The sequence below is a fragment of the Nannocystis punicea genome (assembly GCF_026965555.1).
Classification (GTDB): domain Bacteria; phylum Myxococcota_A; class Polyangia; order Nannocystales; family Nannocystaceae; genus Nannocystis; species Nannocystis punicea.
Genome location: NZ_CP114040.1, coordinates 3,022,347 through 3,047,505, shown reverse-complemented (window position 1 = coordinate 3,047,505; position 25,159 = coordinate 3,022,347). Strand labels below are relative to the sequence as shown.

General features: G+C 71.8%; 21 protein-coding genes. 12 read left to right on the top strand and 9 right to left on the bottom strand.

The features are described from left to right. Positions 1 to 772 precede the first annotated feature (772 nt). Both panB and O0S08_RS11560 read left to right on the top strand, forming a co-directional pair. Positions 773 to 1,591, top strand: a complete 819-nt coding sequence (gene panB / locus O0S08_RS11565) for a 3-methyl-2-oxobutanoate hydroxymethyltransferase (protein ID WP_269039142.1) — start codon at positions 773 to 775, stop codon at positions 1,589 to 1,591. A 510-nt stretch (positions 1,592 to 2,101) separates the two neighbouring features. Continuing rightward, a complete protein-coding gene (locus O0S08_RS11560) occupies positions 2,102 to 3,955 on the top strand; it encodes an FG-GAP-like repeat-containing protein (protein WP_269039141.1) in 1,854 nt (617 codons plus the stop codon). 169 nt (positions 3,956 to 4,124) lie between these two features. Here the strand turns inward: O0S08_RS11560 and O0S08_RS11555 are convergent, their stop codons facing one another. Beyond that, positions 4,125 to 4,784: a ribulose phosphate epimerase gene (locus O0S08_RS11555; protein ID WP_269039140.1), complete on the bottom strand. Its 660-nt coding sequence runs from the start codon at positions 4,782 to 4,784 to the stop codon at positions 4,125 to 4,127. A gap of 16 nt (positions 4,785 to 4,800) precedes the next feature. Between O0S08_RS11555 and O0S08_RS11550 the strand changes: the two genes are divergently transcribed. The 5 genes from O0S08_RS11550 to O0S08_RS11530 all read left to right on the top strand — a co-directional run bounded on the left by O0S08_RS11550 (position 4,801) and on the right by O0S08_RS11530 (position 8,788). Beyond that, a complete protein-coding gene (locus tag O0S08_RS11550) occupies positions 4,801 to 5,085 on the top strand; it encodes a hypothetical protein (RefSeq protein ID WP_269039139.1) in 285 nt (94 codons plus the stop codon). Positions 5,086 to 5,473: 388 nt separating this feature from the next. Continuing rightward, complete coding sequence (locus tag O0S08_RS11545; protein WP_269039138.1) at positions 5,474 to 6,559, top strand: alkene reductase; 1,086 nt, start codon at positions 5,474 to 5,476, stop codon at positions 6,557 to 6,559. Positions 6,560 to 6,735: 176 nt separating this feature from the next. Beyond that, complete coding sequence (locus O0S08_RS11540) at positions 6,736 to 7,110, top strand: cupin domain-containing protein (RefSeq protein ID WP_269039137.1); 375 nt, start codon at positions 6,736 to 6,738, stop codon at positions 7,108 to 7,110. 361 nt (positions 7,111 to 7,471) lie between these two features. Next, complete coding sequence (locus O0S08_RS11535) at positions 7,472 to 8,473, top strand: hypothetical protein (protein ID WP_269039136.1); 1,002 nt, start codon at positions 7,472 to 7,474, stop codon at positions 8,471 to 8,473. A 96-nt stretch (positions 8,474 to 8,569) separates the two neighbouring features. After that, positions 8,570 to 8,788 carry a helix-turn-helix domain-containing protein gene (locus tag O0S08_RS11530; protein ID WP_269039135.1) on the top strand — a complete coding sequence of 73 codons (219 nt, stop codon included), beginning with the start codon at positions 8,570 to 8,572 and terminating at the stop codon, positions 8,786 to 8,788. A gap of 105 nt (positions 8,789 to 8,893) precedes the next feature. On the opposite strand, the gene O0S08_RS11525 is transcribed toward O0S08_RS11530, so the two are convergent. Both O0S08_RS11525 and O0S08_RS11520 read right to left on the bottom strand, forming a co-directional pair. Further along, entirely contained in the window at positions 8,894 to 9,655 is a 762-nt protein-coding gene (locus O0S08_RS11525; RefSeq protein WP_269039134.1) for an SDR family oxidoreductase, read from the bottom strand. Beyond that, on the bottom strand, positions 9,655 to 10,548 hold the full coding sequence (locus tag O0S08_RS11520; RefSeq protein WP_269039133.1) for an NAD(P)-binding domain-containing protein: 894 nt from the start codon (positions 10,546 to 10,548) through the stop codon (positions 9,655 to 9,657). Before O0S08_RS11520 ends, O0S08_RS11525 begins: the two co-directional genes overlap by 1 nt. A gap of 114 nt (positions 10,549 to 10,662) precedes the next feature. Here O0S08_RS11520 and O0S08_RS11515 point away from each other — a divergent pair, with 114 nt between their 5' ends. Further along, the gene (locus O0S08_RS11515) at positions 10,663 to 11,505 is read left to right on the top strand and encodes an AraC family transcriptional regulator (protein WP_269039132.1); all 843 of its coding nucleotides are present in this window, start codon (positions 10,663 to 10,665) and stop codon (positions 11,503 to 11,505) included. Positions 11,506 to 11,514: 9 nt separating this feature from the next. On the opposite strand, the gene O0S08_RS11510 is transcribed toward O0S08_RS11515, so the two are convergent. Together O0S08_RS11510 and O0S08_RS11505 are read right to left on the bottom strand one after the other, a co-directional pair. Beyond that, positions 11,515 to 13,245 (bottom strand): c-type cytochrome, encoded by a 1,731-nt coding sequence (locus tag O0S08_RS11510; RefSeq protein ID WP_269039131.1) that lies wholly within the window; start codon positions 13,243 to 13,245, stop codon positions 11,515 to 11,517. A gap of 131 nt (positions 13,246 to 13,376) precedes the next feature. Continuing rightward, a complete protein-coding gene (locus tag O0S08_RS11505; RefSeq protein WP_269039130.1) occupies positions 13,377 to 14,018 on the bottom strand; it encodes a hypothetical protein in 642 nt (213 codons plus the stop codon). 115 nt (positions 14,019 to 14,133) lie between these two features. Here O0S08_RS11505 and O0S08_RS11500 point away from each other — a divergent pair, with 115 nt between their 5' ends. Both O0S08_RS11500 and O0S08_RS11495 read left to right on the top strand, forming a co-directional pair. Then, on the top strand, positions 14,134 to 14,871 hold the full coding sequence (locus O0S08_RS11500; RefSeq protein ID WP_269039129.1) for a VOC family protein: 738 nt from the start codon (positions 14,134 to 14,136) through the stop codon (positions 14,869 to 14,871). 564 nt (positions 14,872 to 15,435) lie between these two features. Continuing rightward, complete coding sequence (locus O0S08_RS11495; protein WP_269039128.1) at positions 15,436 to 16,593, top strand: molybdopterin-dependent oxidoreductase; 1,158 nt, start codon at positions 15,436 to 15,438, stop codon at positions 16,591 to 16,593. Between the two features lie 12 nt (positions 16,594 to 16,605). Here O0S08_RS11495 and O0S08_RS11490 read toward each other — a convergent pair whose 3' ends face one another. From O0S08_RS11490 to O0S08_RS11480, 3 genes are all read right to left on the bottom strand, one after another. Further along, positions 16,606 to 17,067, bottom strand: coding sequence for a UPF0158 family protein (locus tag O0S08_RS11490; protein WP_269039127.1), 462 nt, complete (start codon positions 17,065 to 17,067; stop codon positions 16,606 to 16,608). Between the two features lie 113 nt (positions 17,068 to 17,180). Beyond that, positions 17,181 to 18,827 carry a hypothetical protein gene (locus tag O0S08_RS11485; protein WP_269039126.1) on the bottom strand — a complete coding sequence of 549 codons (1,647 nt, stop codon included), beginning with the start codon at positions 18,825 to 18,827 and terminating at the stop codon, positions 17,181 to 17,183. Positions 18,828 to 19,377: 550 nt separating this feature from the next. Then, a complete protein-coding gene (locus O0S08_RS11480) occupies positions 19,378 to 21,018 on the bottom strand; it encodes a hypothetical protein (protein ID WP_269039125.1) in 1,641 nt (546 codons plus the stop codon). Positions 21,019 to 21,483: 465 nt separating this feature from the next. Between O0S08_RS11480 and O0S08_RS11475 the strand changes: the two genes are divergently transcribed. Next, on the top strand, positions 21,484 to 22,050 hold the full coding sequence (locus O0S08_RS11475; protein WP_269039124.1) for a type 1 glutamine amidotransferase domain-containing protein: 567 nt from the start codon (positions 21,484 to 21,486) through the stop codon (positions 22,048 to 22,050). Positions 22,051 to 22,053: 3 nt separating this feature from the next. On the opposite strand, the gene O0S08_RS11470 is transcribed toward O0S08_RS11475, so the two are convergent. Then, the gene (locus O0S08_RS11470; RefSeq protein WP_269039123.1) at positions 22,054 to 23,718 is read right to left on the bottom strand and encodes a hypothetical protein; all 1,665 of its coding nucleotides are present in this window, start codon (positions 23,716 to 23,718) and stop codon (positions 22,054 to 22,056) included. Positions 23,719 to 23,792: 74 nt separating this feature from the next. Here O0S08_RS11470 and O0S08_RS11465 point away from each other — a divergent pair, with 74 nt between their 5' ends. After that, positions 23,793 to 25,094 (top strand): hypothetical protein, encoded by a 1,302-nt coding sequence (locus O0S08_RS11465; RefSeq protein WP_269039122.1) that lies wholly within the window; start codon positions 23,793 to 23,795, stop codon positions 25,092 to 25,094. Positions 25,095 to 25,159 lie beyond the last annotated feature (65 nt).

Here is a 25,159-nt window from a genome sequence, read left to right as displayed (position 1 = left end):
AGCCGAGCCCGTCCCGATCTGCCTCTTCGGACATGTTTTTAAGACCGCACGCCACGCTCGCTGCGCTCGCAGGTCGGGGTCGCGGACGACGATCCTGGCGCGCGCACGGTCGACGGCGAGACGGTCGCCGTCCAGACTCGACGGTGAGCGGCGATGGGCAGCGTCCTCGCTCACCGGCTCGCCGAACTTCCGCTCGAGTCACGCCGTCGTCGCTCCCGCGGCTCGAGTCGGTGGCGTGGCGCGCCTCGCTTTGCCGGGCATCGCGGGCTCGTGGCGCACGAGGTCGCAAAACTCGTCGAGCGGTCTTCGATCCATCGTCCCCCGAATCCTTGATGGTATGCATGACGTATCGGGCGCAGAGTCTGCTCGCGAGCCTGGGCTTCGATTTCGACGAAACACGAGGCGATCACGCTGTTCGTCCGTGACGATCGATTCACAGGGGACCAGCCCGACGTTCGCGGCCGACCAGGATCGCAAAGCCGCGGTGCTCCTCACCGCTGCGGAGCCGCTGGCCGCGCCGCCCCGCGGGCTCCATGAGCATTGCTCGCAGTCCGTGCATTCGCGGACGACTGGCCCCCGCGCCACGACGCGAGCCCGCGAGCGCCGCGGCGCTCGCTCGACGCGGGCACGCCGGCGATCCGGTGGCGGGAGAATCGCCGCGCGCCGCGACCGGCGCGGCGCATCGTCCCCGGGCCGACCGGCCTCCGCCGGCACGTGCCGCGCAACCTTGACGGCCGGTCTGGCCCGATGCCACGCTCCGCCCGGGCCCACGATGACCACGATCCCACCTTCCAAACCCGTCACCGTCCCCGAGCTGTTCGAGGCTCGGCGAGCTGGACGCAAGCTGGCGATGCTCACCGCCTACGACGCCGGCTTCGCGCGAGTGTTCGACGCCAACGGCGCGGACATCATCCTGGTGGGGGACACCCTGGGCATGGTCGTCCAGGGGCATCCATCGACGCTCCCGGTCATCGTGGAGGACATCGAATATCACACACGCAACGTCGCGCGGGCCCTGTCCCGGGCGCTGCTGCTCGCCGACCTGCCGTTCCAGGCCGACGCGACGCCCGAGCGCGCCCTGGATGCCGCGACTCGCCTGCTGCAGGCCGGCGCCGGCATGATCAAGTTGGAGGGCGGTGGCCGGCACAAGCTCGACGCGATCCGCTTCCTCGTCGAGCGCGAGATCCCCGTCTCGGCGCACCTCGGCCTCACACCCCAGTCGGTGCTGCGCTTCGGCGGCTACAAGGTGCAGGGGCGCGAGGAGACCGCCGCGAAGCAGCTGCGGGCCGACGCGCTCGCGGTGGCCGAAGCGGGCGCATCGTTGCTGGTGCTCGAATGCGTGCCCGCCGCGCTCGCGGCGGAGATCACCCACGCCTCACCGATCCCGACCATCGGCATCGGCGCCGGGCCGCACTGCGACGGTCAAGTCCTGGTGTTGCACGACTTCCTCGGCCTCGACACCGGCACTCGCCGGCCGAAGTTCGTCAAGGACTTCCTGGCCGAGAACGGCTCGGTCGCCGGCGCAGTGCGGGCCTACGTGGAGGCGGTGCGGAACGGCTCGTTCCCGGGCGTCGAGCACAGCTACGCCTGATCGGCGCGCCTCCCTCTGCGGCGCGGCGACTCCCACGATTCCCCGCCGCACGCCTGCGCTTCATCGCAGCGTGGGACGTATGAATCGTGCCAGCACGGTCGCCGGAGCTTCTGGAGCTCCGAGAGCGTATTCGGACCATCGTGATCGCCTGAATCGCGCCTCGTGATCACCCCGGGTCGCGGGCGCGACCTGAACGCCTCGACAGTGTCGCTGCGCTCCTTCCCCGCCGGAGGCACTGCACGCGCTTTCACGGGCAAGAGCGCCCACGCGAGCGCGAGCGGCCGGCCGCACCGCGCTGATCGATCGAGCGCGCCCGGCTCGCATCGATTGTGCTCATTCGGTCGCGGCGTGGTGCTGCTCGACCCCACAACCATCGCCCGCGCAGAGCTCGCTCCGCCACGCCCCAGGCTTTATCATGCCCCCGCGCGACGCCGTCCGCCGCGCTGCGCCGGTCGGCCGCTGCTCTTGTTCGACTGCGGCCGCACCTGCGAAACACCGGAGGCCATTACCTTGACTCGACTTACCATCGCCTTCACCGCGACCCTCGCGGCCCTGCTCTCGACCTCCTCTGCGTCGGCCTACCAGCTCGTCCCCGGCGCCCTCGATCCGCAGGCCTGCCAGGGCCAGGGCTGCTGGACCAACCACCTCCGCGTCACCGACCTCGACGGCGACGGCGACCTCGACATCCTGCTCGCCAACTACGCCGACTTCTTCGGCGGCGCCGACAAGCCGGAGCCGCTGGTCGTCTACCTCAACAACGGCGACGCCGAGTTCAGCAACGAGTCGGCCGCCGCCCTCGGCGACTACGTCGGCAACGTCCGCCAGGTCGCCGTCGGCGACGTCGACGGCGACGGCGACCTCGACCTCTACGCGCCCGACGGCGCCGGCGGTCCGCACGTCCTCTTCATCAACGACGGCATGGGCGTGTTCACCGACGAGGCCGCCGAGCGCCTGCCGGCCGGCTCGTTCCCGCAGGGGGCCGCGGCGCGCATGGGCGACGTCGACGGCGACGGCGACCTCGACCTCCTCGCCGGCGACGGCTACTCGCAGAACGCCCCCGCCCAGGTCGCCCGGCTGTACCGCAACGACGGCAGCGGCAACTTCGAGGAGGTCGAGGACGCGCTCCCGACCCAGCTCGGTGGCGAGGACGTCGACGACTTCGACCTCCTCGACGTCGACCGCGACTTCGATCTCGACCTGCTCGTCAACCCGCACTCGGGCGGCGGCGGCAACCTGTGGATCAACGACGGCGCCGGTCAGTTCACCGCCGCCGACTTCCCGCCGAACGCCAACAGCGGCTTTCACTACAACCCGGGCGTCTGCGACGTCGACGGCGACGGCGACCTCGACGTCTGGATCGACAACATCGGCGGCAACTACCTCGAGCAATTGCTCATCAACGACGGCGCCGGCGGCTTCACCGACGAGACCGTCGCGCGCGTGAGCGGCAACAACGCCGGCAGCGACGACAACGGGGTGATCTGCGCCGACATCGACGACGACGGCGACTTCGACGCGGTCATCGTCGCGCTGTCCAGCGCCGAGCGCTACCTGGTCAACGACGGCACCGGCAACTTCTCGCTCATGCCCGGAGTGTTCCCCGGGCCGACCGATTGCAGCCTGTGGGCCGAATTCGGCGACCTCGACGACGACGGCCGCCTCGACCTCGTCACCGGTCAGGGCGAGTGCAGCAGCTCCGACGAGGTCTACCTCGCCGGGGACGCCGACCCCGTCGATTCGCAGCCGCCGAAGCTGATCGCGGTCGAGGAGGTCGCCGGCCCGGTCGACGTCGACGCCGCGCCGGTGGTGCGCTTCGCGGTCAGCGACCGCACCGTCACCGACGAGGGGCCGCGGCTCGCCCGCGCGTATGCGGTGATCGACCCCGAGGGCGAGGCGACCACGATCGACGCCACCTTCATGGGCGGCGATCTGTTCCGCGTCGTCCTCCCGCCGGCGAGCGGCGCCGTGGTCTTCCGCGTATGTGCAGAGGACGACAATGGCAACACCGCCTGCGCCGCCGACCAATCGTATCAGGCCGGCGAGGACCCGGGCACCACGGGCGACACCACCGCCGGCGACACCACCGACGGCGACACCACCGCGGCGACCGGCAATGACAGCACCACCGGCGCGCCGGGGACCACCGGCCAGGCTCCGACCACCGGCGAGACTCCCACCACCGGCGCCACCGCCAGCGCCGGCTCGTCGGACGGGAGCAGCGGCGGCGACGAATCTTCCGCGGGCGCCACCGGCTCCGGCATGACCGACAGCAGCGGCTGCGGCTGCGCCAGCGACGGCGACCGCCGCCCCGGCTGGCTCGCCGTGCTCACGGCGCTGGCGCTGCTCCGCCGCCGCCGCCGCTGAGCCCGCGACGGCAGCGGCAGCCGAGGACCCGCGAGCCTCCGACAGGCCGGTCGTGACCCGCTGGCGCGGTCGCGGCGGCCGACGACGTCGCCGCTCGTCGTCTGCCCGGCGTCGCTCGTCATCGCCGTGACGCCGGTCTTCCGCATCATCTGTCCCGAAGGACAGCTAGCTACGGCAGCCCGCACACCCCGACGTCGTCGAGCCCTGCCGGGGCCATGCCCGCCTCGAACCACGGCAGGCACTCCGCCCCGGCGCCCGCGCACGTCGGCATCGTCAGGTCGCAGAACTTCAGGCAGCACCCGAACGCCGCGTCGTCGCACTCGGTCGCCAGCGCCGGGCCGAGGCAGGCCAGCCCGGGATCGCAGCCATTCACCAGCTCGCACGCGTCGAACTCCTGCCCGCCGTCGCCGCTGGCGTCGCGGAGGCACAGGAATTCCCGCGTATCGCCGACGCTCAGGCACACCTCGTCGGCCTCGCAGTCCTGCGCGAGCGGGTCGCACTTCGGCAGGCAGAGGGTCAGCGCTTCATCGTTGGCGATGAGGCAAACGTCGGCCGGATCGTCGCACACCGGCGCGTCGGGGCTGCCGCTGCAGAGCGGCACACAGCTGCTGTCCCAGCAGAACAGCCCGACGTCGCAATTGTCCGTCAGCTCCGATCCCGTCCCCTGCAGCACGCACGGATCGCCGGCCTGCTCCGGCGACTCCGCCACCGGCGCGCAATGCAGCGAGTCCAGGGCGCCCTCGCCGGCGCTCGGGAACGGCACGCACTTCTGGCCGATCGGACAGTCCTGCACCCACGGGTCGCACTCCTTGACCCCCTGGGTGCCCATGTCGGGCGCCGCGTAGATGAACGCCCCGCCCTCGGTCGAATCGCTGCAGCTCGCGCATTCGGTGCTGCTGCTCGAAGTCCCGCCCGTGCTCGTGCTCGTGCTCGTGCCCGACTCGCTGTCGCTCCCGCTGGTCGTCGGCGCGCTCGTCGTCGTCATCCCGCCGCTGCTGGTGCTCGTCGCCTCGGTGGTCGCCTCGCTCGTGCTGCCCGAGGCCGAATCTTCCTTGGCCGGCCCGCACGCCGCGCCCAGCATCGCCAGCCCGACCGCCCAGCTCAGCGCCGTCGCGCTCACCTCGTGCTGAGTCGCCCCACAGAACGGACACACGACCTCGGAGACACGAACGTGGCGATCACAGCGCTGGCAAGGCTTCATGGGACGACGGTACCGCCACCTCCTCCGAAAAACAACAAGACCGGCAAAACTTCGCAAGAATTGCGATTTATGGCGCGGATCCGCGGGTCCCACGGACCGAGCGGGGGCCCGCCGACCTCCGGGCCGGTCCGGCCCGGCTCGCCCGCGCGCGCCACCTCCCGCCCTCGGCCGACTCGACGCGGAGCTCCTCGATCGTGGTCGAGCGACGAACGAACACCCCCTACACGACCGAACAGCGCGCGGTTACACGGATGAGACCAGCGCACAGCAATGTGCCTTCTTGGCAGGACCTCGCTACGAACTTAGAGATTCGAGCGATGAATCTCTTCGATCAATACGACCTGGACGGCCTGGAGTTGCCCAACCGAATCGTCATGGCGCCGATGACCCGCAGCCGGGCCGTGGAGGGCAACGTGCCGAACCCGCTGGCGGCGACGTATTATCAGCAGAGAGCGTCGGCCGGCCTCCTCATCACCGAGGCGTCCCAGGTGAGCCCGCAGGGGGTCGGCTACGTGCGCACTCCGGGCATTCATTCCGCGGCCCAGGTCGCCGGGTGGAAGCGGGTGACGGACGCAGTCCATCAGGCCGGCGGGCGCATCTACCTCCAGCTCTGGCACGTCGGCCGCGTCTCGCACCCCGACTTTCACGGCGGCGAGCTCCCCGTGGCGCCCTCGGCCCTCCCCGTCGAAGGCGAGGCCTTCACCCACGAGGGCCGAAAGAAGATCGTCACCCCGCGCGCGCTCCGGCGCGACGAAATCCCCGGCATCGTCGAACAGTTCGAAAAGGGCGCCGAGAACGCGAAGGCGGCCGGATTCGACGGCGTGGAGCTCCACGGCGCGAACGGCTACCTGCTCGATCAGTTCCTGAGGGACGGCTCGAACCAGCGCACGGATGAATACGGCGGCAGCATCGCCAATCGCGCGCGCTTCCCCCTCGAGGTCACCGACGCAGTGATCCGCGTCTGGGGAGCCGCGCGGGTCGGCTATCGAATCTCGCCGCACATGACGATGGCCTCGATGTCCGACTCCGCCCCGAAGGAGACGTTCACGTATCTCACGAAGGAGCTGAACGCGAGGAAGCTCGGCTATCTCCACCTGATGGAGCCGCTGGGCGGCCTCCTGCCCCCGGCGCGCGCGGAGGACCGCCTGGGCCCGCTGCTGCGTACGCTCTTTCACCAGACGTTGATGGTGAACGGCGGCTACGACGCGCAGACGGGCAACCGGGTGATCGAGAGCCGCGAGGCCGATCTCGTCGCCTACGGGGTCCCGTTCGTGGCGAACCCCGACCTCCCGGAGCGTTTCAGGGTCCATGCGCCGCTAAGCGCGCCGGACTTCGCGACCTTCTACGCCGGCGAAGACAGGGGCTACGTGGACTATCCGCCACTGAGCTCGCAATCGGGATGAGCTCCCGGCACCGCCGAGCGGCACGTGATCGCCGGCACTCACCGCGCGAGCTCGGGTGCACCGATTCGGCTTCCGATCCAGGGTGTCCGAGCTGTGCAGTGCCAGAGGTTCGTCATGCCAGGCGGCCCCATTGCAGGAGAGCCGAGTCGGTCGGCGGCGCAGAAGGGAGATTCACGATGAGCGACAGCGGCACCGCGACCCACTACGTCCTCGCGCCAGAGGACCTCGCCTGGCACGAGACCGAGCTCGGGCGGAATTTCTCGCTCAGCCAGGATCTGGTCGCGACCGACTACACCTCGGCCTACAGCGCCCAGGTCACCAAGTTCGGCCCGGGCGGCGGTTCCCCGCCGCACAGCCACACGTACAACCACGCGTTTTACTTCCTGAGCGGCACGTGCAGGGTGAAGATCGGCGAGCAGACCTGGCAGATCCGGCCAGGCACCTTCGTCAAGGTCCCCGCGCACGCGCAGCACAGCGTCACCAACATCGGCGCCGAAGACCTGGTCTTCCTCGTCATCTACGACCCGCCCCACGCCGACGGCACGCCGTAGGCCCGTAATGGCTCCACTGCGTCGAGGCGTGACGCTCGTCCTCGACGCCGCCCGCCGGATCACCGACGATGCACCGCCGCCCAGCGAGCAGTGGCCGGCGGCGCAGGCGATTGTATGGAGTCGCGCTGGCCCAGCGCCGGCGCACGTTCGACGGACCGAGCTGAAGCGACAGGCTCGGCTGCGGCCACGGCAATGATCGCCTCATGCGCGACCTGAGGGAGCGAGCTCACGGCCGCCCCCCTGTGGACCGGCCAGGCGACGGCTCGCAATGCTCCCTGGCGAGCAGTCCCGCGCCGCGATGCTGCACGCATGTCCATGTAATGGCGCTCCTCGCGGGAGCGTGTTCCTACAGGTGCACACCGTGAACACCCGTCCCCCGCCGCTCACTGTCCTCCTATTGTCCGTCGTCCTCGCCATCATCGCCGCATGCCCGCACGGCACACCCACAGGTTCGGAGCAGCCGGCGTCCGACGCAGTGGAGTCCGCCGGCATCGAGCTGACCAACCTCGAGCCGCCGGGCGCCTTCGAAGTGACGAATGTCAGCGGTGCGTCGATCGAGCTCGCGTCGACCGTGGCCATCGAATCGATGGATTCGGGTACGTGGGGCGCAGGCCCGGCGTCGCGCGTGGAGCTGATCGAGGCCTGCGGACGGCCGGCTCCCCGGTGCGTGCGCCTCGATCCAGGGGAACGCTTGCGCCCGCCCGCGTGGAGCGGACTGCTCTGCTCCGGGCAATGCCCGGAGACGACGAACTGCAAGAAGAACCCCGATGCAGCCGGCACACACCGCTTCGTCCTGACGAGCTGCGACGGCAAGCAACGCTTCACCGGGCCCGCGTTCGCGCTTGCGAGCGACGGAACGGACGTGACAGGGCCGTCCGCGGCCGTCGGAGCGGAGCGAGCGCGGGAGGCGTCGCCGAGCGCCGCCGCAGCCCCGCCGCTCTCGCTCTCGCTGGCGATGTCCAGGACCTCCTATTCGGCGGGCGAGCCTGTCGACGCGGTGCTGCAGGTCGAGAACGTCGGCACCGACCCGATCACGCTCGTGCACCCCGACTACTGGGGCGTGAGCGAGCTCGAGGTGGTGGACGAATCCGGGGCGACGGTCGCCAGAAGCACCTTCAAGGCCGAGCGCAAGGCGGTGGCCAGGTGGATGAAGCTCGCGGCCGGCGAGCGCCGCGCGCACGCGTTCGAGCGATTGACCGGATACACGTGCTGCCACGCCTATACGTACAAGCTCCCGCCGGGCCGTTACGAGGCGCGGGTGCGCATCACCAACCCGCCCCTCGAGGTGGGCCTGCCCCCGGGCGACATGTCGACATGGACCGGCTCGCTGACGTCCGGCTCGGCGGCCTTCGAGATCCGCTGAGCGCGGGCCGTCGGGTCGCCGCCCCACCCACGCGGGACGAACCGGAGCGAGCGGCTTTATCTGCGCGAGACCATGCTGGCGGGGTAAAAGCTCGTCATGCCTCAGCTCGTCCTCGAAGACCTCAACCTTGCAGCCGCCGAGCGGCGCCTCTGCGTCGCGGCGCTCGAGCAGGCCGGCAACATCGTCGGCGCCGCTCATCTCCTCGGAATCACCCGCCACGCGATGAAGCGCCGGATCGTCAAGCTCCGCATCCCCTGGCCGCGGCCCGCCGCCCAGCTCCAGGCCGTCTCGCTGTCGATCTCGGCGAGCGCCTAGCCGAGCCGACTCGCCCGACGTCGGCGCGGTCGGCCTCGAGAGACGTGACCTTATGAACATGCCCATGAGGGCATGCTCTTCAGGTCATGACCTTTCAAGCATGCCCTAATGGACATGGTGCGGCGGCGGGAGCTGCTGTCCCAGGCCGCCGTCGACGTACAGCTCGGTGCCGGTGGTGAACGTCGCGGCGAAGGCCAGGAACAGCACCGCGCGGGCGACCTCCTCGGGCGTGCCGATCCGGCCCATCGGCGTGACCGCGTCGCCCTCGCGCTCGAAGGCCGCGCGCTCCTCGGGCGTGCTGCTGGCCGTGCCCATCGTCGGCGTGCGGATGAACCCCGGGCTGACCGTGTTGACGCGCACGCCTCGCGGCAGCAGCTCGGCGGCCATGACCTTGGCGAACGCCCCGAGGGCCGCCTTGCTGGCCGAGTACACCGCCATCCCCGGCGTCCCTGTGATGCTGGCGATCGAGGTCGTGAACACGATCGACCCGCCCTCGCGCACCAGCGGCGCCAGCCGCTGCGCGGTGAAGAACGCCCCGCGGGTGTTGATATCGAAGGTGCGGTCGTACGACGCCTCGGTCACGCGGTCAAACGGCTCGAGCTCCGCGACCCCGGCGTTGATGAACAGCAGGTCGATCGCCCCCAGGCGCGCCCGCACCTGCCCGACCAGAGCGTCGATCGCCGCCAGGTCGGCGATGTCCGACGCCACGACCCGCTCGCCGAGCTCGGACCTGGCCGCCGCCGCGCTCGCCTCGCGCCCGGTGACCAGCACCTCGGCGCCGCCGGCCAGCAATAGCCTCGCCGTCGCCAGCCCGATCCCGTGCGTCCCGCCGACGATCACCGCCTGCTTGCCAGCGTGCTCCGTCATCACCGCGCTCCTTTCTGCGCCGACGCGGCGCGCAGCACCTTGATCATCGCCGCCGGCGCCTCGTCGCCGAAGCCGGCAGTGATCCCGCGCTGGAACATCTCCGCCGCGAAGCCGGGGAAGCTGCCGTCGATCGCCGCCTCGCGGGCGTGGCGTCCGAGCAGATCCATGCTGCGCCAGCAGATCTCGAGCGAGGCCTCCGGCGCCTCGTAGCGGCCGTGGTGGATCGATTCGGCGTCGATGCGGATCATCTCGCCGATCGCCGGCGCGGTCGCGGCCATGAGCTCGCCCAGGCCGTCGACCCCCATCTGCTCCGCCTCGATCAGCCGGGCCCCGTGGTAGAAGCCGAGCAGCGCGCCGAACAGGCTCGAGAGGACCGCGAGGTCGAGCGCCGCGGCGGCGCCCGGCGGCTCGCCGACGAAGCGGACCGCGCCCATCTCGGCGAGCACGCCCTCCGCCGCCGCGAACGCCTCGCGCGAGCCCGACGTCATGAGATTCGCGTGCGGCCCGCCGACCTGGCTCGGCACCGCCAGGATCGCGCCGTCGAGGTAGCGCGCCCCGCGAGCCGTGGCCCACGCCGCCAGCTCGCGCGCCTCCTGCGGCGTGCCGGTGCTGAGCTGCACCACGGTCTTGCCGGCGAGCAAGGCCGCCTCGAGCAGCGCGCGCGTGGCCGCGTAGTCGGTGACGCACACGATCACCACCGGGCTGGCGGCCACCGCCGCGGCCACGCTCGCGGCCACCGTGACGCCCGCAGCCACCAGCGGCGCGGCCTTGGCCGAAGTCCGATTCCAGACAGTGAGGCGCCGGCCCTTCGTCGCCGCCGCGCGAGCGAGGGCCGCGCCCATCGCCCCCAGGCCGAGCAGGCTGGCCTCGTTCGTTGTGGATTGCGATTGCATGCCCCAGGGATAGGTCCGCCGGCGGCCGCGGTCGCGCACGTTCGGACGCGCCGAGGACACGATCGGACGGCGACGCGTGGTCAGGCCGCCGGCGGCTTCGGGTAGGATCGCGCGATGACCGGGACCGAGACGCTCACGGCGCGCGCCCCACTCTCTCCGCGTCTCGCCCTCGAGACCTTCACGGCCGGGGTGGCCACGCTGCCCGAGTCCGCCGACCACCGCGTGCGCGTCCACGTCGGCCGGCCCGCGCGCGGGCGATGTCGCCACCATCGATTCGTCCACACCGCGGGCGAGATCGATGTGTTCCCCGCCGGCATCGCCGACGAATGGCATCAGGCCGACGCCAGCACGTCGCTGGTCGTCTCGCTGACGCCGGCGCTGATCTGCCGCGCCGCCGAGGAGACGGGCCGCGATCCGGCGCACGTCGAGGTGCACTCACGCCACCAGATCCGCGATCCGCAGATCGAGCACATCGTCTCGGCGCTCGACGCCGAGCGCGCGGCCGGCCACCCCGGCGGCCGACTGTTCGGCGAGAGCCTCGGCCTCGCGCTCGCGGTGCGCCTGCTGGGGCCGATCGCCGCGCCGCCGCGCCCGGCTCCCGGCCTGACGCCGCAGCAGCTGCGGGCAGTCACCGCGTACATCGAGGAGCACCTCGATCGCGACCTGTCCCTCGCGACCCTCGCCGACGTCGCCGGCATCAGCGCCTCGCACCTCAAGACCCTGTTTCGCCGCTCGCTCGGCCTCCCGGTCCACACCTACGTGATCCACCGCCGGGTCGACCGCGCCCGCGCGCTGCTGCTGCGCGGGCGCATGGCCGCCAGCCAGGTCGCGCTCGAGGTCGGCTTCTCGCACCAGAGCCACATGGCCCGCTGCATGCGGCGCGTGCTCGGCGTGACGCCGACCTCGCTCACGCGCGGCGCGGCGAGGTCGATCGCCGCGTCGCAGCCCGACCTGTGATCTCGCGAATCACAGCGTCTTCAAGTACTCCACCAGCGCCCGGCGGTCATCCTCGCCGAGGTCGACCCCGTACTCGTGGCCGCGGTTCGAGTTGCCGGTCACCGTGGTGTCGACCACGAACGGGCCCTCGCCGTCGCTCACGTGGCCGACCTTGTCCGGGTCGAACTCCCAGCGGCCGACGCTGAAGCGCGCGGGCCGCTGCGCGACCGGCAGCAGCAGGTCGTGCAAGCTCGGCACCGAGCCGTTGTGGAGGTACGGCGACGTCGCCCAGATCCCGTTGAGCGGGCGGGCCTTGTAGGCCTGCAGCGACACCGTCGGGTCGCTGTCGCTGCGCGGGTGGTCGCCCTGCTTCGGCGTCTTCTCGATCTGGTGCCGCTTCGCGTTGACGATCGCCCGCGTCGCCGCCACCGGGTTGGCCGCCAGCGAGCGCGCGACCAGGTCGCCGAGCAGCGCGAGCGCGGTCAGCTTCGCCCCGTAGCGCTGGCCCTGCGGCGAGATGGCGCCCTCGAGCACGCCCGCGGGCACGCGCGCGTCGGCGACATTGCGCGCGCTGGTCGGGTCGGTGCCGACGACGTCGAGGCCGGTGATCTGCGCGACCACCCGCCGCTGCGGGTCGGCGCGATCGATCAGCGCGTGGCAGGACACGCACTGCTGCTGGTACAGCTCCGCCCCGCGGGCCGCCAGACCGCGGTCGATCGCCGGCAGCACCTGCTCCGGCCACACCGGCGATTGCAGCCGGCGCAGGCTCTCCTCCATCGCCACCAGCGCGTTCGCGTCGATCGTCGATTCGTAGCCGCGCTTCGCCTCCTTCTCCGTCTCGTAGTGCTGGACCTCGACCCGCCCGAACACGCCGATCACCTCGCCGGCGTTGCGACCGAGCGAGCCGGCCTCGGCGTTGGCGGAGAAGCCGATCCATTGCACATAGTCGTGGCGCGGCGCGTCCCACAGCAGCGGATAGCTGGTCGGCGCGTTCGGCTCGAGGCTGTTCTGCGGCCCGCTGGTGAAGCGGATCGACTGATTGATGATCCGCCCGATCGCGTCCATGCGGCCGAAGCCCTCGATCGTGGGCGAGCGATTGGCGGCGTTGTAATCCTCGAACCACGCCAGGGTCGCCTCGAGGCTCGCGCGGGCCGCCGCGCGGGCCGCCTCGTCGGTGCCGCCGCCCGTCCGCGCCGCGGCGAAGCGCGCCAGCTTGGCCGCGTCCGCCAGCGTCGCCCGCAGCGCCGCCTCGACCTCGCGCAGGAAGCCGGCCACGTCGGCCAGCGCCGGCGCGCCGTCGATGCGGACCGCCGTCCCGCGGTAGTTGATCTGCGTCGTGTGACAGGCCGCGCAGGTCAGGCCGACCTGGTCGTCGTGACGCGTGAATCCGACCGGCAGCCCGTCCGGGTTGTTGGGCGTCGGGTACTGATTGAGGAAGCGAAATCGCGTCATGTGCTCGGGGCTGACGAACGGCCGCTCGCTGCCGGCCTGCTCGAGGTGGACCAGAGTGTCGTACGGCATCAGCACGGAGCCCTGATCGGCGTGGTAGAACCACAGCGTCTCGGCCGGGCCCCAGCCCTGATCGAGGTAGACCAGCTCGGTCGCCCCGTCGCCGTAGGCGTCCTGCGCCAGCACCCGCCCCGCGCGATCGCGGATGCCCTCGAGCAGCCCAGGGCCGCCCTCGTCGGCCGAATCGGCCGCCCCGCGCGAACACGCCAGCGATAACAACAATGGAAGGATCCCAACGACCAATCGCGCCACGACACGCTCCTCGATACGGACCGTGAAGGCTTAACACTCCGGCCGCGGCGCGAGAATGGCGGAAGATCGGTCAACCGGTGGCACGTTCCGGCCACCTCGAGAGCGGCGCGATCTCGCACCGCCGCCCGGGCTCACTTGAATTCGGCGCCCGGGTGCCCGCCGACCCCCTCGATGCGGGTGTAGTCGATCGGCTTGCCGGCCGCGTCGATGCGCACGCACACCTTCTTGAGGCCGAGCACGTGCTCCTGCAGGCCGACCTCCGGATCGATGAGGAAGCGGCAGCAGCCCTGCTTGCATTCGATCTGGTCGCCGAAGTCCCACAGGCCGAGGATGGCGCCCTTGCGCAGGCTGCGGTCGAGCGCGATCAGGGCGTCGAAGCCGACCGCCTTCGCGGACTTGCCCGGCTCCGTCCCGTCGCAGGTGCCGCAATTCATCACCACTTCGATCTCCGACTCGTCGTCGAGCAGCGCCGGCACCGGCGCGTCGCGCTCGGCCAGCCAGGTCGCCATCTGTCGCGCGGCCTCCTCGGCGGTCGCCGGCGCGGGCGCTCGCGGCACGACCTCGTCCTCCTCCGCCTTGCCCGCCTCGGGCTCCGCCGCGACCGCCTCGTCCGCGGCCGGCTGCGCCCCGCGCTCCTCCTGCACCGCCTTGGCCTCGACGGCCGGAGCGACGCTCGTGGTCTCGGTCGCGACGGTGGCGCGAGCGGCGGGCTCACCGCAATTCACGAGCAGCAGGAGCGACGACGACAGCCACGACAGGTTCGATGAGCGCATGCGAGGAGTCCCAGCGTCATTGGTACCACCGCGCCCCCGGGCGGCAATCGCCGCACCGCACTCCGTGAGCCGCGCTTCTGGTAGGCTGGCCGCCGACACGCGAGGAACACCGCCGATGCACACGTTCTGCTGGTACGAGCTCAGGACCACCGATCCGGCCGCCGCACGGGCCTTCTACGTCGACGCGGTCGGGCTCGTCGTCGCCGCGGCCGACGCCTGCTGGCGCCTGCGCCCGGACGGGCCCGAGCTGGGTGAGTTCGCCGTCCTGCCCGCGCAGGCGGCCGCCCGCGGCGCCCCGGCGCACTGGCTCGGTCACGTCGCAGTCGCCGACGTGCCGGCCGCGGTCCAGCGATTCGTCGCGCTCGGCGCGAGCCCGCTGGGCCCGACGCAGACCCGCCCCGACGGCCTCGTCGCGCCGCTGCGCGATCCGCTGGGCGCCGTCCTGGCGGTGACGTCGCGCACCCATGCATCACCGACCGCGACGCTCGCCTGGTGTGATCTGCACACCCGCGATCCTGCGCAGGCCTCGTCGATCTATCACAGCATGTTCGGCTGGTCGCCGACGCAGCGGCACGACCTCGGGCCCGCGCTCGGCGCCTATCAGGAGTTCGCGTGGCGACCCGGCGGCGCGAGCGTCGGCGGCATGTCCGACGCGGCGCTGCGCCCGGAGATCCACACTCACTGGTTGTTCCACTTCGCGGTCGACGACCTCGACGCCGCCCTTCAACGCGTGCGCGCCGGCGGGGGCAGCGTCGCCGGCGAACCGATGCGCGTGCCGGGCGGCGGCCGCGTGGCCCAGTGCGAGGACCCGCAGGGGGCCGCGTTCGCGCTGCACGAGGCCGTCTCGCGCTGATCTGCGGGCCGGCGCGCTCACGCCTCGAGCTCGCTGCCGAGGACGAACACGGTGAGGGGCGGTCGGCCGGACGTGGCGGACATGGCCCGGGGATGATACTCCGCTCGCGGACCAGCTTGCGCTCGTCGTTCACGTCGCAGGGGCGCCGCGAATCACGGCCCTCGCCCGCACGCCGAATGACTCGAGAGGTTCACACCGACTCCGCTCATTCACGATTCACGGGTCCGCCCAGGCCAGCGCATACGACGAGCGCCCCTGTCTCTCCGGCCCAGGACGCTCGCGGGCGAGACCGCGCTTTTACGCCGTTGCACCGCGATCGAGCTCGCGCCAGCCGCGCATCCGCAGCCGCGAGGATCGAGCCCTCCTCGTTGCATCGAGAGGCGAGTCGCTCGTGCGGCATTCGTCGGCCTGGACGGCGACGAAATAGGGGCACCCACGAAGCGCCTCGGGGCGACTTCCCCCCCGTCCGATCGCTGCCTCGCCGCGTTGACGCGACGTCGCCCGGTGATAGCTTTGGAGGTCGACATTGCGCAATTTCGCCATCCGAGAGCGCAAGGGGGACCCGTGCCGCCGAAGCCACCGATCAATTATGTCGTCCAGCCGACGCCCTCCGATTATTTCATCTCGCGCGGAAACGGCTCGGAGGAGATGAACTTCGGCGCGGTGAAGGAGTACGGCGACTTCGTCCCCAACGATCGCATGTACATCCACAGCCGGGCGGCCGCGCCGAAGCTCGACGTCGCCGCCTGGCGCCTGCACGTGGGCGGCAGCGCCGTCGCCGAGCCGCGCTCGTTCACCTACGACGAGCTGCTCGCCCTCCCCTCCGTCACCCTCCGCCGCGTCCTCGACTGCGGCGTCAACTGTCGCGCCTTCTTCCCCAAGGTCTCGCCGTACGGGAGCCTGAAGTGGCTGCCCGTCGGCTGGACTCAATGGCACTTCGGCGCCGTGGGGGCGACCGAGTGGACGGGCGTGCGGGTGAAGGACGTGCTCGACGCGGCGGGGCTCGAACAGGCCGCGAACGCGGAGTTCATCAGCCTCGATTCGATCACCACCACCGCCGGCAAGCTGCCGTATTCGCAGGTGATCGCGATCGACAAGGTCCTCGCCGACGACACCCTGCTGGCCTACGAGATGGCCGGCGAGCCGATGCCGATCGATCACGGCTTCCCGCTGCGCGCCATCTTCTCCGGCTGGGGCGGCAACTCTGCGGTCAAGTGGCTCGGCCGCATCGAGGTCTCGAAGGACCCGCTGCCGCTCTCGCACTTCCAGCGCAACCAGGTCCTCGCCGGCCCGGATTACCCCGAGGAGATCCTCGCCACGGTGGGCCCCGTGCGCAGCGCCCTCGAGCTGGCCGAGAACATCACGATCTTTCCCGGCGACCAGACGCTCCACGGCCGCGCGTGGTCGGGCGCCGGGGCGATCCAGCAGGTGGAGGTCTGTATCGAGCGAGAGATGGCGCCGGGCCGATGGATGACCGTCTGGGATCCGGCCTGGCGCGCGGCGAAGCTGCTCCACGAGGCCGAACCCATGATGTGGGTCCGCTTCGAGATCGGGTGGAAGAACGCCGAGCCCGGGCACTATCGATTGATGACGCGGGCCACCGACGAGGCCGGGCGGATCCAGCCGCCGCCGGAGGAGATGGTCTGGAACCAGCACGGCCTGGGCTACAACGGGCACGCGCCGCTCGAGCTGTCGATCAGCCCGATGTCGAACATGCCGTAGCGGCGCCGACCCTCAATCGGCGACGCGGGTCCACGGCGGCGCCGCGCCGACCGCCAGGTCGCGCTCGGCGAACCATTGCTCGATCGCCTGGCGGAGCGCGCTCGCGTGGTAGACAAACCACCGCTCGCGCTCCTGCGGATCCGCCAGCAGGGCGTCCTTGAAGCGGCGGAACGAGCCGCGGCCGCCCAGCGCGCGCAGCAGTCGCTCGCGCAGCCGCCCGTCGCCGACCTCCTCGAGGGCGAAGCGCTCCATCCATTGAAATTGCTCGCGCAAGGGCAGGCGATCGATCTCGAGGTACCGCCCGGGGTCGGCGTCGATCCGCTCGCGCTCCCCGGGGTCGTCCTCGAACGGGCCGGTGACGCACACCTCTCCGGTCACGGTATCGTAGTAGGAGCGCACCTCCAGGTCTGCACATTCGAACGCGAACTCGAAGGAGTCCCAGTCGGGCGTGGGGGCGTCGGCGGCGAGGCGCATGATCCGAGCGTGGCGCGGAACCGCGCGCGGTGTCAAGTATTTTTGCGCGAGATCGCGCAGAACACGCGCAGATTCGCGCAAAGTCCGCGCGAACTCGCCCTCTCGTCGGCGATTCAGCCCGCCGGGTCGACGCGGACCCGGGCCCGCAGCGGCGGGTCGCCGTGGCGCAGGGTGTGCAGATTGCCGGGCGCCGGCGCCGGGGCACCATTCGCGCCGCCGGCCTCGATCGGGCACAGCCACGGCAGATTGTCGGCGCCCATGGTCGGCTCGACCGCGAGCGCGGCGAATGACACGGCCGCGTCGGTCGAGGTCGCGGCGCTGCCGGTGATCGTCAGCGCCGCGGTCGGCACGGTCAACACGATCGAGTAGCCCTGGGGGAGCGCGCACGGCGTCGCCACGCCGGTCAGTACTGTCTGCTCGGTGACGTCGATCGTCACCTGCGACGGCGTGCTGAACACCGCCGAGAAGCTCTGCATCACCTCCGACTGCAGCGGGTCGTCGGCCAGGTAGTAGAACCCGCCGACGCCGAAGGAGCCGGCGATCCAGTCGAAGCGGACGGCGACGCGCGTGTACGTCGGGTCCTTCATGCGGGCCAGCATCGGCTCGATCTCCGTTGCGACCGCCTCGTTGCGGGCCGCCACCACCTCCTGCGCGGCGGCCTGGACCGCCGGGTCGTCGGGCTGCGGCGCGGGGACCACCCCGTCCAGCAATTGGTCGGCCGGCGCGGCGCCCTTCTCGACCGCCAGCTCCCAGCCGGCCGCGCCGGCCCGGCGCAGCAGCAGGCCGGCGACCACGCCGAGCTCGTAGGGCTCGAGGTCGCTGTCGAACACCGAACCGTCGGTGAGGAACAGGCCGTCCGGGAGGTGCGAGCGCGCCAGGGCCAGCACGTCCGCGTCGGCCGCGTCGCACCCGAGCTCGGCGATCGCGCTCATGATCAGGCTGACGTATTCGGCCGAGCCCTCGGTGCAATCATAGCTGCGGATCGCCGTCATCTCGGCCGCGTACTCGGACTGCAGGCGCGCCTGCCAGTGCGCCGCCGCGGTCATGGCGGAGCCCTCGGCCTCCAGCTCCGCCGCGAGCGCCTGGATCAGCTGCCGGCGCAGATAGCGGGGCTCCCACGGCTCCGGATAGGGCGCCGAGCGGCTGCCGTCGCCGGCGCTCCAGTCGTCCTGATCGGCGAGGAAGTGGAAGCCCTCGTGGAACATCAGCGACGCCGCGAAATCGGGCCACAGGATCCCGCCCTGGTTCAGCCACCAGTCGTTCTGCGCCTGCGTCTGGTCGAGCGAGATCCCCAGCGACTTGACGCCGTCGAGCTCGCCGACGTTGAAGTACGACGTCCACTCGTCCGGCAGCTCGCCCAGCTCGCGCTCCGTGACCACCGGCGGCGTCCCCTCGCCGCTCTGGTCGTTCCACACCCAGGCGAGGTCGTCGGCCTCCGACGTCAGCACCACCTGCCGCGTGCGGTAGTTGTCGGCCACGTCGGGCCACGCGCGCTCGGGGCACCCGTACATCGCCGCGTCGAGGGCGGCCAGCAGCCGCTCGACGCGCGTCCGCTGCGGGACATCTGGCCTGTCCTCGGGGACAGGCTCACCCGCCGTCGTCGCCTCGGTGTCGACATCGCCGCCGGACGTGACCGCGCCGCTGCTCGTGGTCGCCGAATCGGTGGGGTCGGACATCGGCGGGCCGGAGTCGTCCGGACAGGCGGCGAGCGCCGCGCTGGCGAGGAGCACGGCGCCGACGGATCGAGTCGATGCGGTCATACGATTCCAAGCGTCACACCGCCGGCAAATCTGTCCAGGCGACGGAGCCCCGCGGAGGCGACCGCTGTCGGATCCACCACAACTGCGGCCCCGCCGTCGCTCGCGCGGCGGTCGCTGCCGTGTCGCGCCGCGACGGATGTGGGATGACGACAGTGACGGTCGATCCGGCACGACGAGCCCCGCTGCACGCGTCGCGGCTCGCGATCCGGAGCGCCGCCGCGTCGGCGGCCGGATGTCCGCGACGGACGTGGCAGCACGCATCCGGGTGTCCGACACGGCGCAGAGCGAGGCGCGGGTGAAAGGCCGGCGCCGGCTGCACCGGCCTCGCTACCCCGCGACCGGAGCGCCGCCGGGTGGCGCGCCGCGGCGTTCTTCGGACATGTCCTTCAGGACATCCACAAATTCACGCTCGCCGCGGGATGATCCGACCTCGCGGCCCGACGATGAGCGCCCGACATGCGAGCGCCTGCACCCCGTGCCGGCGCTCGACCCCTTGCGACCGCGGCTGTCGCGCCGCGCGCTCCGCCGACATGTCTTCGAGGACAGCCTATCACCAGCTCTCGAACGGCAGGATCGCGTCCTTCGTGAGCGCGTAGACCCGCTCGGGCGGGCCGAAGAACAGCAGGTCGCGCACGTCGCCGCCCGGGCGCTTCGTCGCCCACAGCACCGCCCCGTCCTTGTCGACGCGGAGCACCCGCGTGCGCGACTGGTCGCCGTCGTGCTCGCCGGCGCCGACGAACAGCCCGCCGAACGGCTCGGCGTCGACCGGCCCGGCCACCACCGACCAGCCGTCGGGGGGCGCCCACTCCTGCCACCACGCCTGCGCCCCGTCGGCCGCGGCGAACATCGCGTAGCCGAGCACGCTGTCCTGAAGGACATCTGTGTCGAATTGCGACATCGCCACCGCCAGCGTCGTCTGGCCGGTGACCACCACGTCGCTCGGCAGCGCGTGCGCGTGCGTCGGCGACGGCAGCATCACGTCCCACAGCGGCAGGCCCTCGGGCGACAGCGCCTCGAGGAACAGCTGGTCGGAGGACGCGTCGTCGGCGTGGCGCTCGCCGACCGCGTAGATCGTGCCACCGTCGTCCATCGCCACCCCGCGGTAGCGGATGCTCCAGCCGACGCCGACGGGCGCGTCGTGCTGCCACATCAGCGCGCCCGCCCCGTCGAAGCGGAGCACCCACGCCCCGGCCCCGCCGGCCGCGTCGTTGCCGACGAGCGCGATGTCGCCGCCCGACCATTGCATGTCGGTCACCGCGATCGGCAGGTCTTCGAAGTCCTGCGAGAACTCGGTGGTGCCGTCGCCGCCGACGCCTGCCAGCCACAGGTGGCCGCCCGAGCCCGGCTGCTGCGCCTCCGTGTCGACCAGGCCGGCGAACACCGCGTGCCCCTGGACCCCCTGCGCCTGCAGCGGCACCCGCCCGTGCTCGCCGGCCCACTCCGTGATGTCCCAGAGCGCCGGGTCGTCGCCCCACGGCAGCGACACCTCGAACAGCTGCGACGCGGTCTGGCCCTCGGGCCCGAAGTCCGCGAGAGCGCGACCGACGATCATCGCCGACGCGTCGAGGAACCATCCCGGCAGCGGCGCCATGCAACGCAGGTCGTCAGCCTGCTCGGGCTTGGGGATCACCAGCGGGTCGAGCGGCGCGCCCATGCCGAGCTCGCAGCTCGGCAGGCAGCCGTCGTCGACGTCGGCGTTGGCCCCGTCGTCGCACTGCTCGCCGGGCTGGACCACCCCGTCGCCGCAGGTCGGCAAGCCGCCCGAGGTGCTCGTGTCCGGGCCCGTGCTCGTCGACGTGTCCTCCCCGGTGCTCGTCGACGTCTCCTCCCCGGTGCTCGTCGACGTCTCCTCCCCCGTGCTCGTCGCCGTCTCCTCCCCCGTGCTCGTCGACGTCTCGGTCGCGCTGACGCCCTCGGTGGTCGTGCTCTCGCCTCCGGTCGTCGTCGTCGTCTCGCCGGTCGTCGTCGTCGTCTCACCGGTCGTCGTCGTCGTCTCGCCCGGGCCCTCGGTCGGGTCGCCGGTGGTCGGCACGCCCCCGCTCGAGGTCGTCTCGGTCTCGCCGCCGGAGTCGGTCGCGGTCGCGCCGTCGGTCTCGGTCTCGGTGTCTGTGTCCCCGGGGACAGGTTGCGAAGGACAGGCCGTCAGCAGCCCGCCGACGAGGATCGCGGTCGAACGATAGACAATGGACATTCGCGGAGGGTACGCGGGCCGCCCCGCCGCCGGCAAGCCGCGCGCTGCGGACGGCCCGGCGGCGTCACCGCGCGGAGCCCTCGAACCGACGAATACCCGTACACCGATGAATGCACACATCATCGAATTGAGCGGCCCATGATCCACTGCGCGGGGCACCGCTGCGAATTCACCGATCCGTCGCTCGAAGGGCGACAGCGCCCCGTGAGTTCGCCGGTCGCGTGACGCCCCCCGCATTGTCCGCACCCGGACCTCGCGATACCGTCGAGCTCGCTGAGCGCTCGTCCCGAGGACGCGCAGCTCGCCGGGCGCGACGGTCTCCTTCACCCACGCGAGCATCGGGTGGACCTGCGACGACGGCGATCCATGCGACCGACCTCGCATGACGGCCGAGCCTGCCGCGCGGCCCGCTCGCTTGCGCGTCGCCGGAACTCGCCCATGCCATGGGCGGGAGAGACTTCGAACATGGGTTCCACACCGCTGCAGGGCAAGAAGGTCGCGATCCTGGTCGCATCGGGGTTCGAGCAGGTCGAGCTGGTCAAGCCGCGCGAGGCGCTCGACGCCGCCGGCGCGCAGACCGTCCTGGTCTCGCCCGAGTCGGGCCGCGTGCGCGGGTGGAACTTCAAGGACTGGGGCGACTCGTTCCCGGTCGACCTCGAGCTGAGCGCCGCGCGGGCGGTCGACTTCGACGCGCTGCTCCTGCCCGGCGGGGTGATCAACCCCGACAAGCTGCGGATCGACGAGGCCGCGATCAAGTTCATCCGTCACTTCGTCGCCAGCGACAAGCCGATCGCCGCCATCTGCCACGGCCCGTGGCCGCTGATCGAGTCGGGCGGGGTGCGCGGGCGCAAGCTGACGTCGTGGCCGTCGCTGCGCAGCGACCTCCGCAACGCCGGCGCCACCTGGGTCGACGAGGAGGTCGTGTTCGACCGCGGCCTCGTCACCAGCCGCAAGCCGGACGACATCCCCGCGTTCAACCGCACCATGATCGACGTGTTCGCCGCCGCCCAGCCGACCACTCACGCCGCCTGAGGCTCACGGGTAGTCGGCGCGCACCACGATCCCGCTCGGCCCGCGCAGGAAGCTGCGGCCGAGCCCGTCGACGCGGATCGTCAGGCCCTCGTCGAGGTTCACGTCGGTCTCGCCCTCGCCGAGCAGCTCGCCCGCCGGCGAGTACGCGAAGTGGTGGACCACGCGGTTCTGCTGCGGCGTGATCCAGTTGTAGACCTCGCCGAGCACGAAGTCGTCGCCGCGCAGCGGAATCTCCTGGTGGCGGCGGCGGAACGAATCGTAGCAGTGCCCGCCGTTCCAGCCCTCGAAGTCGATCGTGGTCCGCTGCACGTCCTCGACCGCCATGCCGTCGGCGGCGAAGAACCGCATGTCGAGGGTGGTGCCGTCGGAGCGCCACAGGAACACGAACTCGCTCTGGTCGTTCATGCCCACCGTGTAGCCGTCGTACCAGTAGTGATAGTTGACGGGCAGCTGCACCGGCCCGGGGTCGATCCAGCCGGCGCCGGCGGCCTTGAAGCGGCGGTAGTAGATCCCGTTGCCGCTGTGAATCTGCGCGGCGACGATGCCCTCGCCGGTGGCCTGGTTGACCGCGACGTGGTCGCCGTAGGTCGCGTCGATGTCGAACGCCTCCTGCTGCGCCCCGGCCAGGCCGTCGGCGTCGACGAAGGTGATCAGGGTCTGGTTCGGCGACACCGTGATCACGCTGTTGCCGGCGGCGTCGATCGCCGCGTTGTGGAACTCGAAGTAGGCCTCCGGCAGGGCGATCGCCGTCTCGCCGGTGACGATCGGCTGGCACTCGTTCGACAGCAGCGAGTAGGCGATCCGGTTGTTGACCGGGTTGCCGCCGTCGTCGAACCACGTGACCAGCACCTTCTGCGCCTCGCGGGCGATGTGGATCTCCGGCTTCGCCCCGAGGGCCTGGCCCGCGTTGTAGGTGCCGGCCGTGAACTCGGGCCGGCGCACCGTGCCGTCGCCGTTCCAGCAGGTCACCTTGAGCGCGCCGGCGTCGCCGCGGACGATCACCAGCGCGCCGTCGGCCGCCACGTCATAGTCGTCGATCGGCGTGTCGATGCCGAGGTCGACCTCGTCGTCGCACGCGTCCGGCGTGCCGTCCATGTCGACGTCGACGTCGTCGGGCCCCTCGAGGCAGAGGTCCTCGCCGTCGCACACCCCGTCCATGTCGCTGTCGTTGCTCGCGTCGCTCGGGCACGGGTCGCACGCGTCGGCCAGGCCGTCGCCGTCGCCGTCGACGGTGTCGTCGCCCTCGAGGCACACGTCGCACGCGTCCGGCACGCCGTCGCCGTCGCCGTCGGGCCCGTCCTCGCACTCGCCGCCGGTGGTGCTGCTGGTGCTGGTGTCCGCGGCCGTCTCGCCCGTCGTGGTCGTCGTCGTCTCGCCCGTCGTCGTCGTCGTCTCGCCCGTCGTGGTCGTCGTCGTCTCGCCCGTCGTGGTCGTCGTCGTCTCGCCCGTCGTCGTCGTCGTGCCGGTCTCGCTGTCGCTCACTGCGCTGGTGGTCGGCTCGCCGGTGGTCGGCGCCTCGGTGGTCGGCGCGCCGGTGCTGGCGTCGTCGGTGGTGCCGGGGCTCGTGTCGGTGGTCGACACCGACTCGGTGGTGGCGGTGGTGTCGTCGCCGCAGGCGACGCAGGGCAAGAGGACGGACAAAACCAGAGACGAACGGCCACGAATCATCGCGCGATGATAGCCCGCGGCGCCGTGCGCATGCGCGCGTCCTCGCCCGCCGGGCGTGTGGCATAGTCGCCCGCATGCGACGATCCCCTGCCCTTTCGTCATGCCTCGCATCTGCGCTTTGGGCCCTGTCTCTCGGAGCATGTGACAAGTCCGCCGCGACCGCGCCCGAGTCCGGCGGCGGGGCCGGCCCGAGCAGCGCGGCCCCGGCCGGCAAGCCGGCGCCGAAGGGCAGCTACGCCGATCTCGCCGGCCAGTTCGAGCAGGCCGCGGCCCAGCCGGGCGGCGCCGGCAAGCCCGAGCTCGACAAGCTCACGCCCCCGCTGCTCGACGCCGCCTCCAAGCGCCTCGGCGAATTGTCGATCGTCCACGACGTCGAGCGCGGCGACAAGGTCGCGGCGCTGTGGATCAAGGCCGAGAGCGGCTCGCCGCTCGGGCGCCTGTCGGAGCAGCTGCGCGCCGCCGGCGACACCCGCACGGTCTACGACCTGGCCTACTTCCGCGACCACCCCGGGCGGCCCGCAGGTTACGACGCGCCGGCCAACGTTCTGCGCCTCGAGCACGCGGTGATCCAGCGCGGCGGCGATCCCGACGAGCCGCGCCTGCGCCACGAGCAGACGCGCGCCGAGGTGTGGGGCCTGCTCCGCCGCGGCGAGCCGTCGCCGTACCACTTCCGCCTGCTCGCCGGCAGCGGCGTCGACGAGGTCGTGCGCGGCGACGAGGTCCACGCCCGCGCCCGCGACCTCGTGCGCGAGCTGCAGGGCGTGCAGGACCTGCTGATCAGCCCCGACGACGCCCCCGTCACCGAGGCCGACCTCGCCGCGGTGCTGGCCGCCAGCGAGGGCGCCGAGCAGCCGGGTCGCCCGCTCACCGAGCTCGAGCTCCGCTTCGGCCGCCTCGCCGGCGCGGCGGTCCGCGGCGCCGCCGACACCGCCAGGCTGCAGCCGCAGCTCAAGCAGGCCCAGAGCAAGGCCAGGGGCAAGAAGCCGGCCCAGGCCTCGGCCGCCCCGCGCGGCGCGTCGCTGCTGCTCGAGCTCGAGCCGGTCAAGGACGACCCGTCGGGGATCGCCCACGCGCTGATCGTCGACCTGGCCGAAAGCACAGGTCCCGAGGACCCCAAGAACGCGGCGCTGCTGCGCACGCACCTGACCGACATCGGCAAGGCGGTCGACCGCCACGCGGCCCACTTCGCCGCGATCGTCGAGCTGCTGCGCCGGATCTCCGGCACCCCCTCGGGCAGCGAGCGGCGGGCCCTGTTCAAGGCGCTGGCGGCGGTGATCGAGCCGGTCGCCGACGACGCGCCGGCCAAGGCCAAGGCCCAGGCCGCCTACGTCAAGCGCTTCGACGAGGCCCTCGCCGGCCCCGCCCCCGCCAAGTGATTCGCGCCTCCGAGCGAACTCCGGGGCCCGACGCCTTGGAGTTCACGCGCTTGACAATGATTCTC